This is a genomic window from Janthinobacterium fluminis (assembly GCF_028595325.1).
GTDB classification, from domain to species: Bacteria; Pseudomonadota; Gammaproteobacteria; order Burkholderiales; family Burkholderiaceae_D; genus Janthinobacterium; species Janthinobacterium fluminis.
Map to the genome: position 1 here is coordinate 161,714 of NZ_JAQQXR010000005.1, position 16,620 is coordinate 178,333.

Consider the following 16,620-nt stretch of genomic DNA (forward strand, 5'->3'; position numbering starts at 1 on the left):
CGGCTTCCGGAGCCGACCGCGACGGATTCGATTATTTCAAATGATCGGAGATGAGTTTGGTCATTTCAAACATGGACACTTGGGCTTTGCCGCCAAACACAGCTTTGAGCTTGTCGTCGGCATTGATCATGCGGCGGTTGGCCGGATCTTGCAGGTCCAGCTTTTTGATGTAATCCCACACCTTTTTGGTCACTTCGGTACGCGGCAGTGGTGCTGCGCCTACGACGGCGGCCAATACCGTGGACGGTGTCATCGCTTTCATGAATGCTGCGTTCGGCTTGCGTGGAACTGCCGGTGCTGCCGCTTTTTTCACTGCTGGCTTGGCTGCTGCTTTGGCGGGTGCTGCTTTTTTCACTGCTGCAGGTTTGGCTGCCGCAGCCGATTTAGCTGGCGCTGCTACTGGGGTTTTTTTGGCTGTTGCCATCTTCGAGCCTCCTTAACAAACACATGGGAAATTGCGCAATTGATCGCACGGCTAATATTGGTGGGGATTTACCCAGTATGCAAGTGTTTTTCACGTTTTTCCTCGGAAAACATGCCTAAAATGCTTCGCCGATGCGCCGCCGCAGCGCTTCCGGGCGCGGCGCCCTGTTTTTGCCCCTAAAGCGGGGCTGGGCCAGGGCTGCGGGGCGGCGCCGCCGGCGCGTTCTTAGCGCATGCCCGGCATCATGCCTTTCATGCTGCGCATCATTTTCATCATGCCGCCGCCCGAGAGTTTTTTCATCATCGTCTGCATTTGCTCGAACTGGGTCAGCATGCGGTTCACTTCCTGCACCTGGACGCCGGCGCCGGCGGCGATGCGGCGCTTGCGCGTGGCCTTGATCAGTTCCGGCTTGGCCCTTTCCTGCGGCGTCATCGAGTCGATGATGCCGACCATGCGCCGCACCTGCTTGTCGGCCTGGTCCATGTTCTTGCCGCCGGCCGCCTGCTGGAACTGGGCCGGCAGTTTGTCGACGAGGCTGGCCATGCCGCCCATTTTCTTCATCTGCCCCAGTTGCGACTTGAAGTCGTTCATGTCGAACTTGCCGCCGACCTTGATCTTTTGCGCCAGGTCCGCCGCCGCCTTGACGTCGACGCCTTTGCGCGCCTCTTCGACCAGGGCCAGGATGTCGCCCATGCCGAGGATGCGGTTGGCCATGCGGGTCGGGTCGAACGCTTCGAGGCCGTCGAGTTTTTCCGACACGCCGGCGAACTTGATCGGCTTGCCGGTGATATGGCGCACCGACAGGGCGGCGCCGCCGCGGGCGTCGCCGTCCAGCTTGGTGAGCACGATGCCCGTCAGCGGCAGCGCGTCGTTGAAGGCCTTGGCCGTGTTGATGGCGTCCTGGCCCAGCATGGCGTCGACGACGAACAGGGTTTCGATCGGCGTCACGGCCGCGTGCACGGCGGCGATTTCGCGCATCATCTCGGCGTCGATGCCGAGGCGGCCGGCCGTGTCGATGATCAATACGTCGTGGTAGTGCTTCTTGGCCCAGTCCAACGCCGCCAGCGCGATGTCGACCGGCTTGTCCGCGCTGGTCGAGGGGAAGAAGTCGGCGCCCACTTGCGCCGTCACCGACTGCAGCTGGGCGATCGCGGCCGGGCGGTAGACGTCGGCCGAGACGGTCAGCACTTTTTTCTTTTTCTCTTCGCGCAGGTATTTCGCCAGCTTGCCGACGGTGGTGGTCTTGCCGACGCCCTGCAGGCCGGCCATCAAGATGATCGCCGGCGGCTGGCAGGCGAAGCTCAGCTGCGCCGCGTCCGGACCCAGGTCGGCGCCCATGATGGCGGCCAGCTCGCGCTGCACCACGCCGACCAGGGCCTGGCCCGGCGTCAGCGAGGCAATGACGTCCTCGCCCAGCGATTTTTCCTTGACCTTGGCGATGAATTCGCGCACGGCGGGCAGGGCGACGTCGGCTTCGAGCAGCGCCAGGCGCACTTCGCGCAGCATCTCGGCGGTGTTGGCTTCGGTCAGGCGCGCCTCGCCGCGCATGGTCTTGACGACTTTGGCGAGCCGCTGGGTAAGATTATCTAGCATGATGAACCTGCATATATGGCTTGGAAGGGGACGGCACGGGGCCGGACGTTGGGCGCCATTTTACCCCATCGGGGGCGGCCATCGCGGGATTGCGCCCAGGCATTGTTAACGGCTATAATGAGAATAATTCTTATTTACATCAAGGTGCCAGGCGCCTGAATCGAAAGGGGTGGCATGGCGCTCGCCGAGTTGGTCCAGCACAGCGAAGTGCACGCGCTCTACAGCAGCCACCACGCCTGGTTGCAGGGCTGGTTGCGCCACAAGCTGGGCAACGCCTGGGAGGCGGCCGACCTGGCGCAGGACACCTTCATCAGCGTGCTCAGCGGCGGCGCCGCCGCGCCCATCCGCGAGCCGCGCCCCTTCCTGGCCACCGTCGCGCGGCGCCTGGTGGCCCACCGCCACCGCCGCCAAGTGCTGGAGGAGGCCTATCTGGCGGCCTTGGCCGCCTTACCGCAAAGCCTGGCGCCGTCGCCGGAGGAGCGCCTGCTGGCCCTGGAGGCCCTGCAGCAAATCGACGCCGCCCTCGACGGCCTGGTGCCGCCCGTGCGCGAAGCCTTCCTGCTGGCCCAGCTCGAAGGGCTCAGCTACGCCGAGATCGCCGCGCGGCTGAACGTTTCCGCCAGCTCCGTCAAACAATACCTGACGCGCGCCAACCGCCACTGTTTTTTCGCGTTGCCGGCATGAGGCCGCCCGTCCGCGCGCCGCTGGCCGGCGGCCTGCCGATCAGCGCGGCGACGGCCGATGCGGCCGCCGAGTGGCTGACGCTGCTGATGTCGGACGAGGCCGACGACGACGCGCGGCGCCGCTGGCGCGCCTGGCGCGACGCCGACCCGGAGCACGAGCGCGCCTGGCGGCATATAGAGGCCGTCGCCGCCCGCTTCAAGGGCTTGCACGGCGGCGCCGCCTACCAGACCCTGTCGCCGCAGGCCGAGGCCGAGGCCGAAGCCGGCGCGCCGGCGCGGCGCAAGGGCCTCAGAACCCTGCTCTGGCTGGGCGTGGCGGTGGGCGCCGGCCTGTTCGGGGCGCGCGCCCCCGCCGTGCGCTACGCGCTGGCCGAGCATCGCAGCGGCGTCGGCGAGCGGCGCGAGCTGGTGCTGGCCGACGGCAGCCGCGTCACGCTCAACACCAACAGCGCCGTCAACGTCGATTTCGACGGCCGGCGCCGGTTGCTGCGCCTGGTCGAGGGCGAGGTGATGATCGTCACCGGCCACGCCGGCGCGGCCGCCGCGGCGCCCTTCATCGTCGAGACGGCCGAGGGCACGGTGCGCGCGCTGGGCACCCGCTTCAGCGTGCGCCAGCGCGACGGCAGCACCGAGGTCGCCGTCTTCGACAGCGCCGTGGCCGTGGCGCCGTCGGCGCGCGCCGGCGCCGCGCTGCGGCTGTCGGCCGGCCAGCGCATCGCCTTCAGCCGCGCCGAACTGGGCGCGCAAAGCGCCACCGACGAACACAGCGCCGCGTGGCTGCGCGGCCAGGTCCTTGCCGACAATGTGCGCCTCGACGACTTCCTCGCCGACATCGCCCGCTACCGCCGTGGCGTGCTGCGCTGCGAGCCGGACGTCGCCGGCCTGCGCATTTCCGGCGTGTTCCCCCTGTCCGACACGGACCGCGTGCTGGACATGCTGGCCAGTTCGCTGCCGGTGCGGGTGCGCAGCCGCACAGCCTATTGGGTGACGGTCGAAGCGGCGCCGTAAGCGGCCACTATCTAATAGGTGAAAAAAAAATCGCACCCGGCCTGCCCGATTTGCTTTTTCGCGGCACCTACAGTTAAGAGCTTCATTTTTTTTCCCTTCTTATCGAGGAATAGTATGCCGCAGCAAGCAAACCAGAGCGCCGTCCGAGGCGCCGCCCCATCATCGTTCACCTTGCGTCCGCTCAGCGGCGCCGTCGCGCTGGCCCTCGCCGGCCTGTGCGCGCTGGCCCCGGCCCAGGCGCAAACGGCCGCGCCGGCCGTCCAGCAAGCGGCCGCGCGGCAGGGCTACAACATTCCAGCCGGCCCGCTGGCGGCGACGCTGCGCAATATCGCCAGCAGCGCCGGCGTGCCGCTGGCGTTCACGGCCGACCTGACCGATGGCAAGACCAGCGCCGTCCTGCGCGGGCAGTTTACGACGCAGGAAGCGTTCGCCGCCGCGCTGGCCGGCAGCGGCTTGCAAAGCGTCTTGCTGAGCAATGGCGCCTATGTGCTGCGCAAGCAGGCCGCGGCGGCGCCCGGCGCCTCGGCAGCCGGCGTCGCCTCGCAGACGATGGCGGCCGTCACGGTGACGGCCACGGCCACCGCCCGCACGGAAGGCAGCGATTCCTATACGACGGGCGTGGCCAATACGGCAACCAAGCTGAACCTGGCGCTGCGCGACACGCCGCAATCGGTCAGCGTGTTGACGCGCCGGCAAATCGACGACCTCGGCATCAAGACGCTGGACGATGCCGTGCAAAGCATCACCGGCCTGGTGACGCAGAAGGGCAATTACGCGGGCGATTCCGGCAGTTTCGGCGCGCGCGGCTTCGCCATCGACAATATGCTGTTCGACGGCGTGCCGACCAGCCTGGGCACCAATGCCAGTTTCAACGCCGACAACGACGACCTGGCCATCTACGACCGCATCGAGGTCGTGCGCGGCGCGGCCGGCCTGACCACCGGCGCCGGCACGCCCAGCGCGGCCATCAATATGGTGCGCAAGCGCCCGACCCTGGCGCCGCAGGTGCTGCTGAGCGCCAGCGCCGGCAGTTGGAACAATTATCGCGGCGAGCTGGACGCCGCCGGCCCGCTCAACGAGGCGAAAACCCTGCGCGGGCGCGTCGTCATCACGGCCCAGGACAAGAAGAATTTCTACGACGTCGTGCACGACCGCCAGCACCAGGTCTACGGGATACTGGAGGCTGCCCTGGCGGCGCGCACGACGCTGACGTTGGGCTTGCACTATCGCAAGAGCGACAGCGATGGCCTGTCGATCGGCGTGCCGACTGCGCCCGATGGCAAGTTCCTGGCGCTGCCGCGCTCGATCTATCTGGGCAATGACTTCGATTACTGGCGCCAGACCGACAAGACCGCGTTCGCCGAGCTGGAGCAGCGCTTCGACAACGACTGGCGCGTCCGCCTGGCGCTGACGCACAAGACGCCGGAGATCGCGACGATGATGTCCGGCCTGAGCCGCAAGGACGGCAAGCTGTACCAGAACTCGCAAAGCTACAAGGCGGAAAACGCGCAAACCAGTTACGACGCCTACGCGACGGGGCCGTTCACATTGTTCGGGCGCCAGCATGAGCTGACACTGGGCCTGAGCCACCGCAAGGCGCTGAAAAACAGTTATGGCGGCTGGTCCAAGGACGCCTGGACCGACCAGGCACAGCTGGTCGACCCCTTCCATTGGAATAGCGGCACCGTCACGGCGCCGGACATCAACTACAGCCAGTGGGGCACCAAGTCCTCGATCAAGCAGAGCGCCGTGTACGGCGCCACCCGCCTGCGCCTGGCCGATCCGCTGTCGCTGATCGTCGGCGCGCGGGTGAGCTGGTACAAGGACGAGAAGAATTTCAGCGTGGCGCGTGAAGTCACGCCGTATGCCGGCGTCGTCTATGACCTGGACGCCCGGCATTCCGTGTACGCCAGCTGGACCGAGGTGTTCCAGCCGCAGGGCATCAACGACAAGAACAAGCAGCCGCTGAAGCCTATCAGCGGCAGCAATTACGAGGCCGGCGTCAAGGGCGAGTATTTCGACGGTGCCCTCAACGCCAGCGCCGCCGTGTTCCAGATCCGCCAGCAAAACCGCGCCGTCGACGACCTGAGCGGGCCGTCAGTCTGCCCCGGCAGCAACTGGGGCTATTGCAAGCGCGCTTCGGGCGAAGTGCGCAGCGAGGGCGTCGAGCTGGAGGCCAGCGGCGCGCTGACGCCGAACTGGCAGCTGTCGGGCGGCTACACCTATGTGTCGGCGAAGTACACGAAAGACAGCGACGTGGCCAATATCGGCAAGGTCTTCGACAGCAAGTACCCGGCGCACCAGTTGAAGCTGGCGACCAGTTACCGCCTGCCGGGCGCGTGGCAGCAGTGGCGCGTCGGCGCCTCGCTGTACGGCCAGAGCGCCGTCTACGGCGCCGGCGACGGCGCCCGCGTCGACCAGGGCCGCTACGCGGTGGCCGGGCTGAATGCCGGCTATCAAATCGACAGCAAGGCGGAACTGCGCGTGAACGTCAACAACCTGTTCGACAAGCATTACTACCAGGGCGTGTATTCGGACGTGTTCGGCAATCTGTTCGGCACGCCGCGCAGCGTCATGCTGACGCTTAACTACAAACTGTAATCGGAGGAGGCATCATGGGCAAATCGGGCAATCGGGAGCGGGGACGATGAGCGCCGCGCAGTGGACGCTGTGCGCGCGCGTGGGCGCCGCCGTCGTCGGCGGCTACGCGCTGACGTCGGCTGTGGCCGTGCTGCTGGCGGCGCTGTTGCCGCTGCCGAAGGCGGAGGCCGTGCTGGCCGCCGGCATGTCCAGCTTCGTCGTCTATACCGGCGCCGTCATCTGGGTCTTCGCCGTGGCCGGGGCGCGCCGCGCCTGGCTGGGCCTGATGGTGCCGGCCCTGCTGCTCGGCGCTTTGGGGTGGTTGTTGTCGCGGGGGGGCGCATGAGCGGCGCGGCGGCGAAGCAGGCGAAGCCGCCCGGCGGCTTGCGCCAGTCCATGGCCTGGTTGCACACCTGGAGCGGCTTGTGGCTGTCCTGGCTGCTGTTCGCCATTTTCCTGACCGGCACGCTGGCCGTCTTCGACGACCCGATCGGCCACTGGATGACGCCCGAGCACGCCATCGCCGAAAGCGCCCATCAGGCCGCGCCGGCCAAGGTGAGCGACCGCGGCCGCCGCATCGAGCTGGGTCTGGCCTATATGGCCAGGCACCACGGCGACGCCGGCATGTGGGAACTGTGGCCGGTGCAGCGCCCCGGCAACGGCCTGTCCGCCTACTGGTTCCAGCCGAACGGGCAGTACGGTTCGGCCGACCTCGACCCGGCCACCGGCGCGGAGCTGCGCCACGACGCCGCCGCCACCGTGCGCGCGACGGAGGGCGGCCACCATTTCGTCGATTTCCATTACGAGCTGCACGCCGGCAAGATCGGCCTGTGGGTCGTGGCGATCACGACGATGGTGATGCTGGTGGCGCTGGTCAGCGGCGTCATCACGCACAAGCGCATCTTCAAGGACTTCTTCACCTTCCGTCCGGCCAAGGGGCAGCGCTCCTGGCTGGACGCGCACAACGCCGTGGCCGTGCTGACGCTGCCGTTCCAGTTCATGATCGCCTACACCGGCATCGCCTTCTACAGCACCCAGTATGTGCCGGCGCCCGTGCTGGCGCAGTACGGCGCCGGCCCGGCGGCGGTGAAGCGCTACAACGCCCAGCTGATGGAGCCGGGCAAGCCGGCGCGCAGCGGCACGGCGCTGGCGGTGCCGGACCTGGAACCGTATGCGCGCCGCGCCGAGCAGTCGATAGGCCAGGAAATCCGCGCCATCGTGCTCGACAATCCCGGCGACGCGTCCATGCGCGTGTGCATGTATGGCTGGAACGAGGAAGCCGAACTGCGCACCCGCCTGAGCGCCAGCAGCGGCATGGCTTGCTACGCCGTGGCCAGCGGCGCCGAGCTGGCGGTGCGCCAGCCGGGCGCCGTCGACGGCGGCGCGGCCGTGCTGACGCAGCATGTGATGGGCGGACTGCACATGGCCGGCTTCGGCGGCGTGGGCGTGCGCTGGTTGTACTTCTTCTGCGGCCTGGCCGGCGCGGCGATGATGGGCACGGGCGCCGTGCTGTTCATGGTCAAGCGGCGCCAGCGCCACGGCGGCGAATTCGGCGCCGCCACCGAGCGCGTCTACCGCCTCATCGAGGGCATGAACGTGGCCGCCATCGCCGGCCTGGGCGTGGCCTGCATCGCCTTCCTGTGGGCCAACCGCCTGATCCCGCTGGGCGTGGAGCAGCGCGCCGGCTGGGAAGTGCGGGCCTTCTTCGCCGTCTGGGTGTTGATGCTGATGCACGCCTTGGTGCGGCCGGCGGCGCGCGCCTGGGTCGAGCAACTGGGCCTGCTGGCCGCGCTGTGCCTGCTGCTGCCCTTGCTGAACATCGTCAGCACCGGCGACAGCATGGCGGCGCAGATCGCCCGCGGCGACTGGGAAAGCGCCGGCGTCGAGCTGTGCAGCCTGGCCTTCGCCGCGCTGGCCGGCTGGGGCGCGTTCAAGCTGCACACCCGCAAACACCAAGCGGCCGCCGCCAAGCCGGCGCCGCGGCAACCGGCGGCGCAGGCCGCGCACACCGAGGGGTATCGAGGATGATCATAGTCTGGAGCGCGCTGGCGCTGAGTTATGCCGGCATGGCCGGCCTGTGCCTGGCGATGGACCGCCACCACGGCCAGGTGTGGGGCCGCGACGCGGCGCCGCCGCGGCGGCGCGGCTTGCGCGCCGGCGGCGCGCTGCTGCTGGCGCTGTCGCTGTGGGCCTGTGTGACGGCGTGGAGCGGCAGCGTCGGCTTCGTCGCCTGGCTCGGCGTGCTGGCGGCCGGCGCGCTGCTGGTGGTCGGCCAGTTGCCGTATGCGCCGCGCCTGCTGCCGCGCAGCGCGGCGCTGGCCGGCGCCGCCGCGCTGGCCGCGCTGGCCTGGCGGGTGGCCGCGTGATCGCCGTGAAACGGCCGCGCCGGCCGCTGCGCGCGCGCACCTGGGGCCTGCTGTTGCTGCTGGGCGCGGCCGGCGCCGGCGCCTGGGGCTTGAGCCGCGCGCCGGCCGCCGTGTTCGACACGGTGCCCGTCAAGCGCGGCAACATCGAGGCCAGCGTCACGGCCATGGGCACGCTGCAACCGCAGCGCTACGTCGACGTCGGCGCCCAGGTGTCGGGCCAGATCACGCGCCTGCACGTGCAGCCGGGCAGCGCGGTGGAGAAGGGCCAGTTGCTGGCCGAGATAGATCCGAGCGTGCAGCGCGCCACCGTCGACGCCGGCCGCGCCGCGCTGGCCGGCCTGCGCGCCCAGCTGGCCGACCAGCAGGCCCAGCACCGTCTGGCCGGCCAGCAGCACGGCCGCCAGAAGCAGATGGCCGCGCACGACGCCGCGCCGCTGGCCGACGTGCAAAGCGCCGAGGCGGCGCTGGCCTCGGCCGCCGCCAAGATCGACCACCTGAAGGCGCAGATCGACCAGACCCAGGCCAGCCTGAAGGCCGACGAGGCGCGCCTCGGCTACACGCGCATCTACGCGCCGATGGCCGGCAGCGTGGTCGGGCTGGAGGCGAAGGAGGGGCAGACCCTGAACGCCACCTACCAGACGCCGAATATCCTGCGCATCGCCGACCTGTCGGCGATGACGGTGTGGACCGAGGTTTCCGAGGCCGACGTGCGCCGCGTCCGGCCCGGCATGGCCGTGTATTTCACGACGCTGGGCGGCGACCAGCGGCGCTGGAGCGGCAAGGTGCGCCAGGTGCTGCCGGCGCCGCCGGCGGCCGGCGGCGGCGCCAGCGGCACGGCACTGGCGCCGGCCAGCGGCAAGGTGATCCTGTACACGGTGCTGTTCGAGGTCGACAACGCCGACGGCGAGCTGATGCCGCAGATGACGGCGCAGGTGGTGTTCGTCACGGCCGCCGCCGAGAACGTGCTGGCGGTGCCGCTGCCGGCCCTCAGCGCCAGGCCGCGCGAGGGCGCCGCCGCCGAGCGCTACACGGCGCGCGTGCTGGGCGCCGACGGCAAGGTCGACACGCGCGAGGTCACGGTGGGCGTGCGCAACCGCCTCAGCGCCGAGGTGCTGGACGGCCTGCGCGAGGGCGACCTGCTGGTCACCGGCGAGCGGGCGGACGGCGCCTCCTCCAGCCGGTTCCAGCTGTGAGCGGCGCCGCCACGGCGCCGCTGATCGCGCTGCGCGGCATCCGCAAGCGCTACGGCGGCCAGGACGGCGCCCCGGCCGTCGAGGTGCTGCGCGGCGTCTCGCTGGAGATCGGCGCCGGCGAATTCGTCGCCATCGTCGGCGCCTCCGGCTCCGGCAAGTCGACGCTGATGCACCTGCTCGGCTGCCTGGACCGGCCCAGCGGCGGCAGCTACCATTTCGCCGGCCAGGACGTGGCCACGCTGGACGCCGACGCGCTGGCCTGGCTGCGCCGCGAGGCCTTCGGCTTCGTGTTCCAGGGCTACCACCTGATCGCCACCGAGTCGGCGCGCGAGAACGTCGAGGTGCCGGCCCTGTACGCCGGCATGCCGGCGGCGGCGCGCCAGGCCCGCGCCGAGGCGCTGCTGCGCCGCCTCGGGCTGGGCGAGCGCCTCGACAACCGCCCCAGCCAGCTGTCCGGCGGGCAGCAGCAGCGCGTCTCGATCGCCCGCGCGCTGATGAACGGCGGGCGCATCATCCTCGCCGACGAGCCCACCGGCGCCCTCGACAGCGCCAGCGGCGCCGAGGTGATGGCGCTGCTCGGCGAGCTGGCCGACGCCGGCCACACGATCATCCTGATCACCCACGACCGCAAGGTGGCGGCGCAGGCGCGCCGCGTCATCGAAATCCGCGACGGCGCCATCGTCGGCGACTCCGGCGCGGCGGGCGGCGCGGCGGCGGCCGCGCTGGCGCCGCTGGACCTGGCCGGCGCCGCCCGCGACAGCGGCGCCGCCCTGGGCGCCGAACTGCGCGACGCCGCCCGCGCCGCCTGGCGGGTGATGTGGATCAACCGCTTCCGCACCGGCCTGACGCTGCTCGGCATCGTCATCGGCGTCGCCTCCGTCATCGTCATGCTGGCCATCGGCCTGGGCACGCGCCAGCAGGTGGTGGCGCAACTGGGCGCCTTCGGCTCGAACCTGCTGTACATGTCCTCGGTCGGCGAGAGTTCGCGCATGCCGGGGCGCAGCATCACGCTGGCCGACCTGGACGCCCTGGCGCAACTGCCCGGCATCGCGCACGTGCTGCCCAACGTCACCGGCAACAAGGTGGTGCGGCACGGCAAGCTCGACGTCCAGACCTATGTGCGCGGCACCGGCGCGGCGCTGCCGCAAATCCAGACCTGGCCGCTGGCCCACGGCGGCTTCTTCAGCGAGCGCGACGAGCGCGAAATGGCCACCGTCGCCGTGCTCGGCTGGCGCCTGGCGCGCAAGCTCATGCCCGATATCGCCAACCCCGTCGGCCAGCACATCCTGATCGAAAACGTGCCCTTCCAGGTGATCGGCGTGATGAGCGAGAAGGGCGCGCTGACGGGCGACAAGGACGAGGACGACTTGCTGCTGCTGCCGTTCTCGACGGCCGGCGTGCGCGTGTTCGGCCAGCGCGAGCCGACCTACACGGTGCTGGCCGTCGACGACGTGGCGCGCATCGGCGCCGCCGAGCGGGCCGTCGACGCGCTGATGTTCGAGCGCCACCGGCTGCGCGACTACCGCATCAGCAACGCCGCCGCCTCGATCGCCGCCCAGGCCAAGACGCAGGACACGATGACGGTGATGCTCAGCCTGATCGCCGCCGTCTCGCTGGTGGTCGGCGGCATCGGCGTCATGAACGTGATGCTGATGACGGTGCGCGAGCGCACCCGCGAAATCGGCATACGCATGGCCACCGGCGCGCGCCGGCGCGACATCCTGCGCCAGTTCCTCACCGAGGCGGTGCTGGTGTCGGTGGTCGGCGGCGTCGCCGGCATCGGCGTCGGCGTCGCCTTCGGCGCCCTGTTGCTGCTGTGGCAGGTGCCGGTGATCTTCTCGCTGAGCGCCATCGGCGGCGCCTTCGGCTGCGCCGTCGCCACCGGCCTGCTGTTCGGCTTCATGCCGGCGCGCAAGGCCGCCGCCCTCGACCCGGTGGTGGCGCTGGCCGGCCACTGAGGCGGCGTCGGCATTTTTGCAACAGCGGCGGCGCGCCGGCCCGACTCCTGCTACCATATTCACCACGCGCCGGCGCGCCGCCGGCGTCTTCCCTTTCCCGACCCAGGAGGCGCATGAACGTGCCGATGCTTGCCCTGTTGCTGATGCCGGCGCTGGCCGGCGGCGCCGGCGCCGCCAGCGTCAGCATGGCCTTCGGCGACAATCTGCCGCCCTATATCATGGCGCAGAACCATTCCGGCATCGAGCTCGACGTGGTGCGCGAGGCGCTGGCCTACCGCGGCCACCTGCTGCAGCCGAAGTACATGCCGATGGGCCGCATCGTGACCAGCTTCGTCGCCGGCAGCGTCGACGCCATCATGATGGACGTGGGCGAGGACCTGGAGGCGCGCGGCGGGCACTATGGCGCGCCGCCCGTGCTGTACGATAATTTCCTGATCACCTTGAAGCGCCGCCACCTGCAACTGCGCAAGCCGGCGGACTTGAAGGGGCTGACCATCATGGCCTTCGTCGGCGCGGCCAAGCGCTACCCGGACTGGCTGCGGGCCCTCAGCCGCACGCCCGACTACGTCGAGCGCAACAGCCAGTCGGCCCAGCCGCTGCTGCTGGCGATGGGGCGCTACGACGTCGTCCTCAGCGACCGCACGATCTTCCAGTACTACAGCCGCCTGCAGCAGCTGGCCGACCCGAATTTCGTCGCCCCCGACGTCGACGAGCACGCGCTGACGCCGCTCGATCCGCGCGACTACCGCCCGGTGTTCCGCGACGCCGCCATCCGCGACGACTTCAACGCCGGCCTCGAACAATTGCGCAAAAGCGGGCGCTACAAGGCCATCTACGATAAATATCTGGGCCGATAAGGGAGCCGCCGGCCCGCCGCGCCACTGTTTCCTGCGTTTGCGCAATAGCGAACCGTTTTAAATCGGCCCGCCCTTGGTATGATCTGCTGGTAAGCAATCTTGTCTGCGTCAGCACGCTTTTCCGGGGGAATGCGAATGAGCAATCATTGGACAGGCCGGGCCGTCGCCGCCGCCGCGCTGCTGGCGGCGGGCGCTGCGGCGGCGCAGGAGGTGGTGCGCCTGGGTAACCTCAAGTTCGCCCACTTCGGCGCCATCTCCTACATCAAGGAAATCGCGCCGCAGTGCGGCATCAAGGTCGACGAGCACATCTTCGCCAAGGGCCTCGACGTCATGCAGGGGATACTCGCCGGCGAACTCGACGTCGGCGCCACGGCGTCCGAGGCGGCCATCTCGGGCCGCGCCGGCGGCGCCCCCATCTACGTCGTGGCCGGCTTCGCCAAGGGCGGCGCCCGCCTGGTGGGGCGCAGCGACTTAAAGCTGAGCAAGGTCAAGGACTTGAAGGGCAGGCGCGTCGGCGTCACCCGCGGCGGCATCCAGGAAGTGCTGCTGCTGGCCGAGCTGGCCCGGCACGGCATGACGGCGTCCGAGCTGCCGGGCAAGGACGTGCGCCTGGTCTTCCTCGCCTACGCCGACCTGAACCAGGCGCTGATGGGCAAGAACATCGACGCCATGATGCAGTCCGAGCCGCAATCCTCGCAGGCCCTCAACAAGGGCTACGGCAGCGAGTTGTTGAAACCCTACGACACGCCGATCGGCGAGCCGGTGCGCACCCTGGTGATGACGGAAAAATTCTACCGGGAGCGCCGCCCCGCGGCCGAGAAATTCATGCGCTGCTTCGTCGCGGCCACCAAGACCTTCCTTGAGCAGCCCGGCGTGGCCGAGAAATACGTGCGCGAAGTCATCTTCAAGGGGCAGATCAGCAAGGACGACTTCGACGACGCCATCAGCAACTCGCCCTACACCTACGACATCACGCCCGAGCACATCCAGACCACCACCGACGTCATGCACCAGACGGGCGTGGGGCGGATGGCCAGGCCGCCGCGGGCGCAGGACTGGGTCAAGACGGACTTGCTGGAACAGGCGAAGAAAAGCCTGCACGTCAAATAAACGCTACAGCGGAGGCGGCATGGACACAGGACGGTGGCGGGAAATCGGCGTCGGCTGCATCGCCCCGGCGCTCGTCGTGGCGCTGTGGCAGGCCGTGGCGATGCTGGGCTGGATCAACGCGCAAGTGCTGCCGGCGCCGCTGGCCGTGCTGGAACGCTGGATCGCCTACCTGCTGCCGGTGGCGCCGCGGGCCGACTACGCCGGCCACTGGCTGGCCTGGGCCGTCTCGGGCGAACTGATCGTCGACGCCCTGGGCAGCCTGTACCGGGTCGCGGCCGGCTTCGCCATCGGCGCCGGCCTGGCCCTGCCGCTGGGGCTGGCGATGGGGGCGCGGCCGCGCGTCCACGCCTGGCTCAATCCGCTGCTGCAAATACTGCGGCCGATCCCGCCGATCGCCTACATCCCCCTATCCATCCTCTGGTTCGGCCTGGGCAACCCGCCGGCCGTGTTCCTGATCGCCCTGGGCGCCTTCTTCCCCGTGCTGATGAACACCATCGCCGGCGTGCGCCAGGTCGACGGCATCTACCTGCGGGCGGCGCGCAACCTGGGCGCGTCCGGCGCCACGCTGTTTCTGCGCGTGATACTGCCGGCGGCCGTGCCCTACATCCTGGCCGGCGTGCGCATCGGCATCGGCACGGCCTTCATCGTCGTCATCGTCTCCGAAATGATCGCCGTCAACAGCGGCCTGGGCTTTCGCATCCTGGAAGCGCGCGAATACTTCTGGTCCGACAAAATCATCGCCGGCATGGTCAGCATCGGCCTGATCGGCCTGGCCATCGACGTCGCCATGAACCGGCTCAACAAGCACCTGCTGCGCTGGCACCGCGGCGCGGAGCACTGACATGGACGCCCCCCACATCGTCATCGCCGGCGTCGGCAAAGTCTACCGCGCCGGCGGGCGCGAAGTGGTGGCCCTGCAGGACATCGACCTGGCCATCCCGCGCGGCCAATTCGTCTGCCTGCTGGGGCCGTCCGGCTGCGGCAAATCGACGCTGCTCAACGCCGTCGCCGGCTTCGCCGCGCCCAGCGCCGGCAGCATCCGCGCCGACGGCCGCGTCGTCGACGGGCCGGGGCCGCAGCGCGGCATGGTCTTCCAGGAATACGCGCTCTTCCCGTGGATGACGGTGGCCGAGAACATCGCCTTCGGCCTGGAAATCAAAGGCCAGCCCCGGGCGGACATCGAGGCCAGCGTGGCGCGGCTGCTGGCGACGCTGTCGCTGAGCGACTTTCGCGGGCGCTACCCGAAAGACCTGTCGGGCGGCATGCGCCAGCGCGTCGCCATCGCCCGCGTGCTGGCGCTGGACTCGCCCATCATGCTGATGGACGAACCGTTCGGCGCCCTCGACGCGCTAACCCGGCGCAACCTGCAAGACGAACTGCTGCGCATCTGGGCCGAACTGAAAAAAACCATACTCTTCGTCACCCACAGCATCGAAGAAGCGCTCTACCTGGCCGACCGCATCATCGTCATGACCTACCGGCCGGGCAGCGTCAAACGCGACCTGCTGGTCGACCTGCCGCGGCTGCGCGACCCGGCCTCGGCCGGCTTCAACGCCCTCAAGCGCGAACTGGGGCAACTCGTCATGGAAGAACAACAACGCCACCACAACGACGAACTGCGCCAGGCCGCCGCCGACTAAACCACCCCTGGGGTCAGGTCTAGACATGGCGGTTTTCCACATAGAAACAATGGGGTCAGGTCTAGACATGGCGGTTTTCCGCATAAAAACCGCCATGTCTAGACCTGACCCCACGGGTTTGCGCTGCTGCGGGGGCGGGCTATGGTGTAAACTTAAACTATGCAGACATATTTTTTTATCGCAGCCGCGTTGTCTTACGCCGTTTGCGCTTTCCTTCCGTCCCGTCAGGGTGTGTTGATCGGCGCCGCCACCGCCGTCGCGTGGTTGTTGCACGGCGTGACGCTATGGTTCGATTTGATGGCGCCCGGCAGCTTGCGCATCGGTTTCGCCGCCATGCTGTCGTCGGCGTTGTGGGTGTCCGTCGGCGCCTACTGGATCGAGAACCGCAATTTCTGCCTCGACGGTTTGCGCCGCATGGTCATGCCTTGCGCCACCGCCGCCGTGCTGCTGGCCTGGGCCTTCCCCGGCAGCGAGGTTTTGTTGCAGGGGAAGTCGGCGATGTTCGGCTGGCATATCGCCGTCGCCATCCTGGCCTATAGCACGCTGACGATCGCCGCCTTCCACGCCGTGCTGATGGCGCTGCAGGAGTCGCGCCTGCACACGCGCAGCGAACGCAGCGGTTTCCTCGCCACGGCGCTGGACCAGTTGCCGGCATTGTTGACGATGGAAAAGCTGTTGTTCCGCATGATAGGCTTCGGTTTCGCCTTGTTGAGCCTGACCGTGTTGTCGGGCATCGTGTTTTCCGAGCAGTTGTTCGGCAAGGCGCTGAACTGGGATCACAAGTCGGTGTTCACCTTGCTGTCGTGGCTGCTGTTCGCCGCGCTGCTGGCCGGACGCCGTTTCCGCGGCTGGCGCGGCAAGACGGCGCTGACTTTCACGCTGGCCGGTTTCGCCACCTTGGCGCTGGCCTATGTCGGCAGCCGTTTTGTCTTTGAAGTGGTTTTGCATCGGGGATTCGCATGACACGTCTGTTATTCTGGCTGGGGCTGGCCTTTCTGGTGCTGATGGCGATCCGCAGCAAGCTGCGCGGCCTGCAGCAGGGCGGGCAGCCGCCGCGCCGCCCGTCCGCGCCGGCGCGCGCCGCGCCGCTGCCCGATGCCGAGGTGATGCTGTGCTGCGCCCACTGCGGCGTGTATTACCCGTCTTCGGAGACGGTGCAGGCGAAGGGCCGCGATTTTTGCAGCCAGGCGCACGCCAGCTTTCCCTAG

Annotated in this window: 16 protein-coding genes; 14 read left to right on the forward strand and 2 right to left on the reverse strand. The window is 68.9% G+C overall.

Going from position 1 to position 16,620, the window contains the following annotated elements; translation table 11 throughout:
• Positions 1-31 precede the first annotated feature (31 nt).
• Both OIK44_RS14055 and ffh read right to left on the reverse strand, forming a co-directional pair.
• On the reverse strand, positions 32-424 hold the full coding sequence (locus tag OIK44_RS14055) for an SWIB/MDM2 domain-containing protein (RefSeq protein ID WP_273671433.1): 393 nt from the start codon (positions 422-424) through the stop codon (positions 32-34).
• Positions 425-649: 225 nt separating this feature from the next.
• Positions 650-2,017 carry a signal recognition particle protein gene (gene ffh, locus OIK44_RS14060; RefSeq protein WP_273671435.1) on the reverse strand — a complete coding sequence of 456 codons (1,368 nt, stop codon included), beginning with the start codon at positions 2,015-2,017 and terminating at the stop codon, positions 650-652.
• 174 nt (positions 2,018-2,191) lie between these two features.
• On the opposite strand from ffh, the gene OIK44_RS14065 reads away from it, so the two are divergent.
• The 14 genes from OIK44_RS14065 (at position 2,192) to OIK44_RS14130 (ending at position 16,620) form a co-directional block, all read left to right on the forward strand.
• On the forward strand, positions 2,192-2,701 hold the full coding sequence (locus tag OIK44_RS14065) for a sigma-70 family RNA polymerase sigma factor (RefSeq protein ID WP_273671436.1): 510 nt from the start codon (positions 2,192-2,194) through the stop codon (positions 2,699-2,701).
• Entirely contained in the window at positions 2,698-3,708 is a 1,011-nt protein-coding gene (locus tag OIK44_RS14070) for a FecR domain-containing protein (RefSeq protein ID WP_273671437.1), read from the forward strand. Before OIK44_RS14065 ends, OIK44_RS14070 begins: the two co-directional genes overlap by 4 nt.
• A gap of 114 nt (positions 3,709-3,822) precedes the next feature.
• Positions 3,823-6,309, forward strand: coding sequence for a TonB-dependent siderophore receptor (locus tag OIK44_RS14075; protein WP_273671438.1), 2,487 nt, complete (start codon positions 3,823-3,825; stop codon positions 6,307-6,309).
• Between the two features lie 46 nt (positions 6,310-6,355).
• Positions 6,356-6,634, forward strand: a complete 279-nt coding sequence (locus OIK44_RS14080; protein WP_273671440.1) for a DUF3649 domain-containing protein — start codon at positions 6,356-6,358, stop codon at positions 6,632-6,634.
• Positions 6,631-8,316 carry a PepSY-associated TM helix domain-containing protein gene (locus OIK44_RS14085; protein ID WP_273671441.1) on the forward strand — a complete coding sequence of 562 codons (1,686 nt, stop codon included), beginning with the start codon at positions 6,631-6,633 and terminating at the stop codon, positions 8,314-8,316. Before OIK44_RS14080 ends, OIK44_RS14085 begins: the two co-directional genes overlap by 4 nt.
• Positions 8,313-8,654: a DUF3325 domain-containing protein gene (locus OIK44_RS14090; RefSeq protein WP_273671442.1), complete on the forward strand. Its 342-nt coding sequence runs from the start codon at positions 8,313-8,315 to the stop codon at positions 8,652-8,654. Before OIK44_RS14085 ends, OIK44_RS14090 begins: the two co-directional genes overlap by 4 nt.
• 5 nt (positions 8,655-8,659) lie before the next feature.
• A complete protein-coding gene (locus OIK44_RS14095) occupies positions 8,660-9,847 on the forward strand; it encodes an efflux RND transporter periplasmic adaptor subunit (RefSeq protein ID WP_273671984.1) in 1,188 nt (395 codons plus the stop codon).
• Positions 9,844-11,805, forward strand: a complete 1,962-nt coding sequence (locus OIK44_RS14100) for a MacB family efflux pump subunit (RefSeq protein WP_273671444.1) — start codon at positions 9,844-9,846, stop codon at positions 11,803-11,805. Before OIK44_RS14095 ends, OIK44_RS14100 begins: the two co-directional genes overlap by 4 nt.
• 113 nt (positions 11,806-11,918) lie before the next feature.
• Positions 11,919-12,662, forward strand: a complete 744-nt coding sequence (locus tag OIK44_RS14105) for a substrate-binding periplasmic protein (protein ID WP_273671446.1) — start codon at positions 11,919-11,921, stop codon at positions 12,660-12,662.
• A gap of 135 nt (positions 12,663-12,797) precedes the next feature.
• Complete coding sequence (locus tag OIK44_RS14110) at positions 12,798-13,772, forward strand: ABC transporter substrate-binding protein (protein ID WP_273671448.1); 975 nt, start codon at positions 12,798-12,800, stop codon at positions 13,770-13,772.
• Positions 13,773-13,791: 19 nt separating this feature from the next.
• Positions 13,792-14,613 carry an ABC transporter permease gene (locus OIK44_RS14115; protein ID WP_273671450.1) on the forward strand — a complete coding sequence of 274 codons (822 nt, stop codon included), beginning with the start codon at positions 13,792-13,794 and terminating at the stop codon, positions 14,611-14,613.
• A gap of 1 nt (position 14,614) precedes the next feature.
• Positions 14,615-15,412, forward strand: coding sequence for an ABC transporter ATP-binding protein (locus OIK44_RS14120; protein WP_273671451.1), 798 nt, complete (start codon positions 14,615-14,617; stop codon positions 15,410-15,412).
• A gap of 159 nt (positions 15,413-15,571) precedes the next feature.
• The gene (locus OIK44_RS14125; protein ID WP_273671452.1) at positions 15,572-16,375 is read left to right on the forward strand and encodes a cytochrome C assembly family protein; all 804 of its coding nucleotides are present in this window, start codon (positions 15,572-15,574) and stop codon (positions 16,373-16,375) included.
• A complete protein-coding gene (locus tag OIK44_RS14130) occupies positions 16,372-16,620 on the forward strand; it encodes a PP0621 family protein (RefSeq protein WP_273671454.1) in 249 nt (82 codons plus the stop codon). The genes OIK44_RS14125 and OIK44_RS14130 overlap by 4 nt, the downstream gene beginning before the upstream one ends.

Bases quoted from the DNA above. Each gene is read 5' to 3' on its own strand.
- OIK44_RS14105 (WP_273671446.1), top strand. From the start codon at position 11,919: ATGAACGTGCCGATGCTTGCCCTGTTGCTGATGCCGGCGCTGGCCGGC.
- ffh (WP_273671435.1), bottom strand. From the start codon at position 2,017: ATGCTAGATAATCTTACCCAGCGGCTCGCCAAAGTCGTCAAGACCATG.
- OIK44_RS14090 (WP_273671442.1), top strand. From the start codon at position 8,313: ATGATCATAGTCTGGAGCGCGCTGGCGCTGAGTTATGCCGGCATGGCC.
- OIK44_RS14080 (WP_273671440.1), top strand. From the start codon at position 6,356: ATGAGCGCCGCGCAGTGGACGCTGTGCGCGCGCGTGGGCGCCGCCGTC.
- OIK44_RS14065 (WP_273671436.1), top strand. From the start codon at position 2,192: ATGGCGCTCGCCGAGTTGGTCCAGCACAGCGAAGTGCACGCGCTCTAC.
- OIK44_RS14125 (WP_273671452.1), top strand. From the start codon at position 15,572: ATGCAGACATATTTTTTTATCGCAGCCGCGTTGTCTTACGCCGTTTGC.
- OIK44_RS14110 (WP_273671448.1), top strand. From the start codon at position 12,798: ATGAGCAATCATTGGACAGGCCGGGCCGTCGCCGCCGCCGCGCTGCTG.
- OIK44_RS14120 (WP_273671451.1), top strand. From the start codon at position 14,615: ATGGACGCCCCCCACATCGTCATCGCCGGCGTCGGCAAAGTCTACCGC.
- OIK44_RS14085 (WP_273671441.1), top strand. From the start codon at position 6,631: ATGAGCGGCGCGGCGGCGAAGCAGGCGAAGCCGCCCGGCGGCTTGCGC.
- OIK44_RS14115 (WP_273671450.1), top strand. From the start codon at position 13,792: ATGGACACAGGACGGTGGCGGGAAATCGGCGTCGGCTGCATCGCCCCG.
- OIK44_RS14070 (WP_273671437.1), top strand. From the start codon at position 2,698: ATGAGGCCGCCCGTCCGCGCGCCGCTGGCCGGCGGCCTGCCGATCAGC.
- OIK44_RS14130 (WP_273671454.1), top strand. From the start codon at position 16,372: ATGACACGTCTGTTATTCTGGCTGGGGCTGGCCTTTCTGGTGCTGATG.
- OIK44_RS14075 (WP_273671438.1), top strand. From the start codon at position 3,823: ATGCCGCAGCAAGCAAACCAGAGCGCCGTCCGAGGCGCCGCCCCATCA.
- OIK44_RS14055 (WP_273671433.1), bottom strand. From the start codon at position 424: ATGGCAACAGCCAAAAAAACCCCAGTAGCAGCGCCAGCTAAATCGGCT.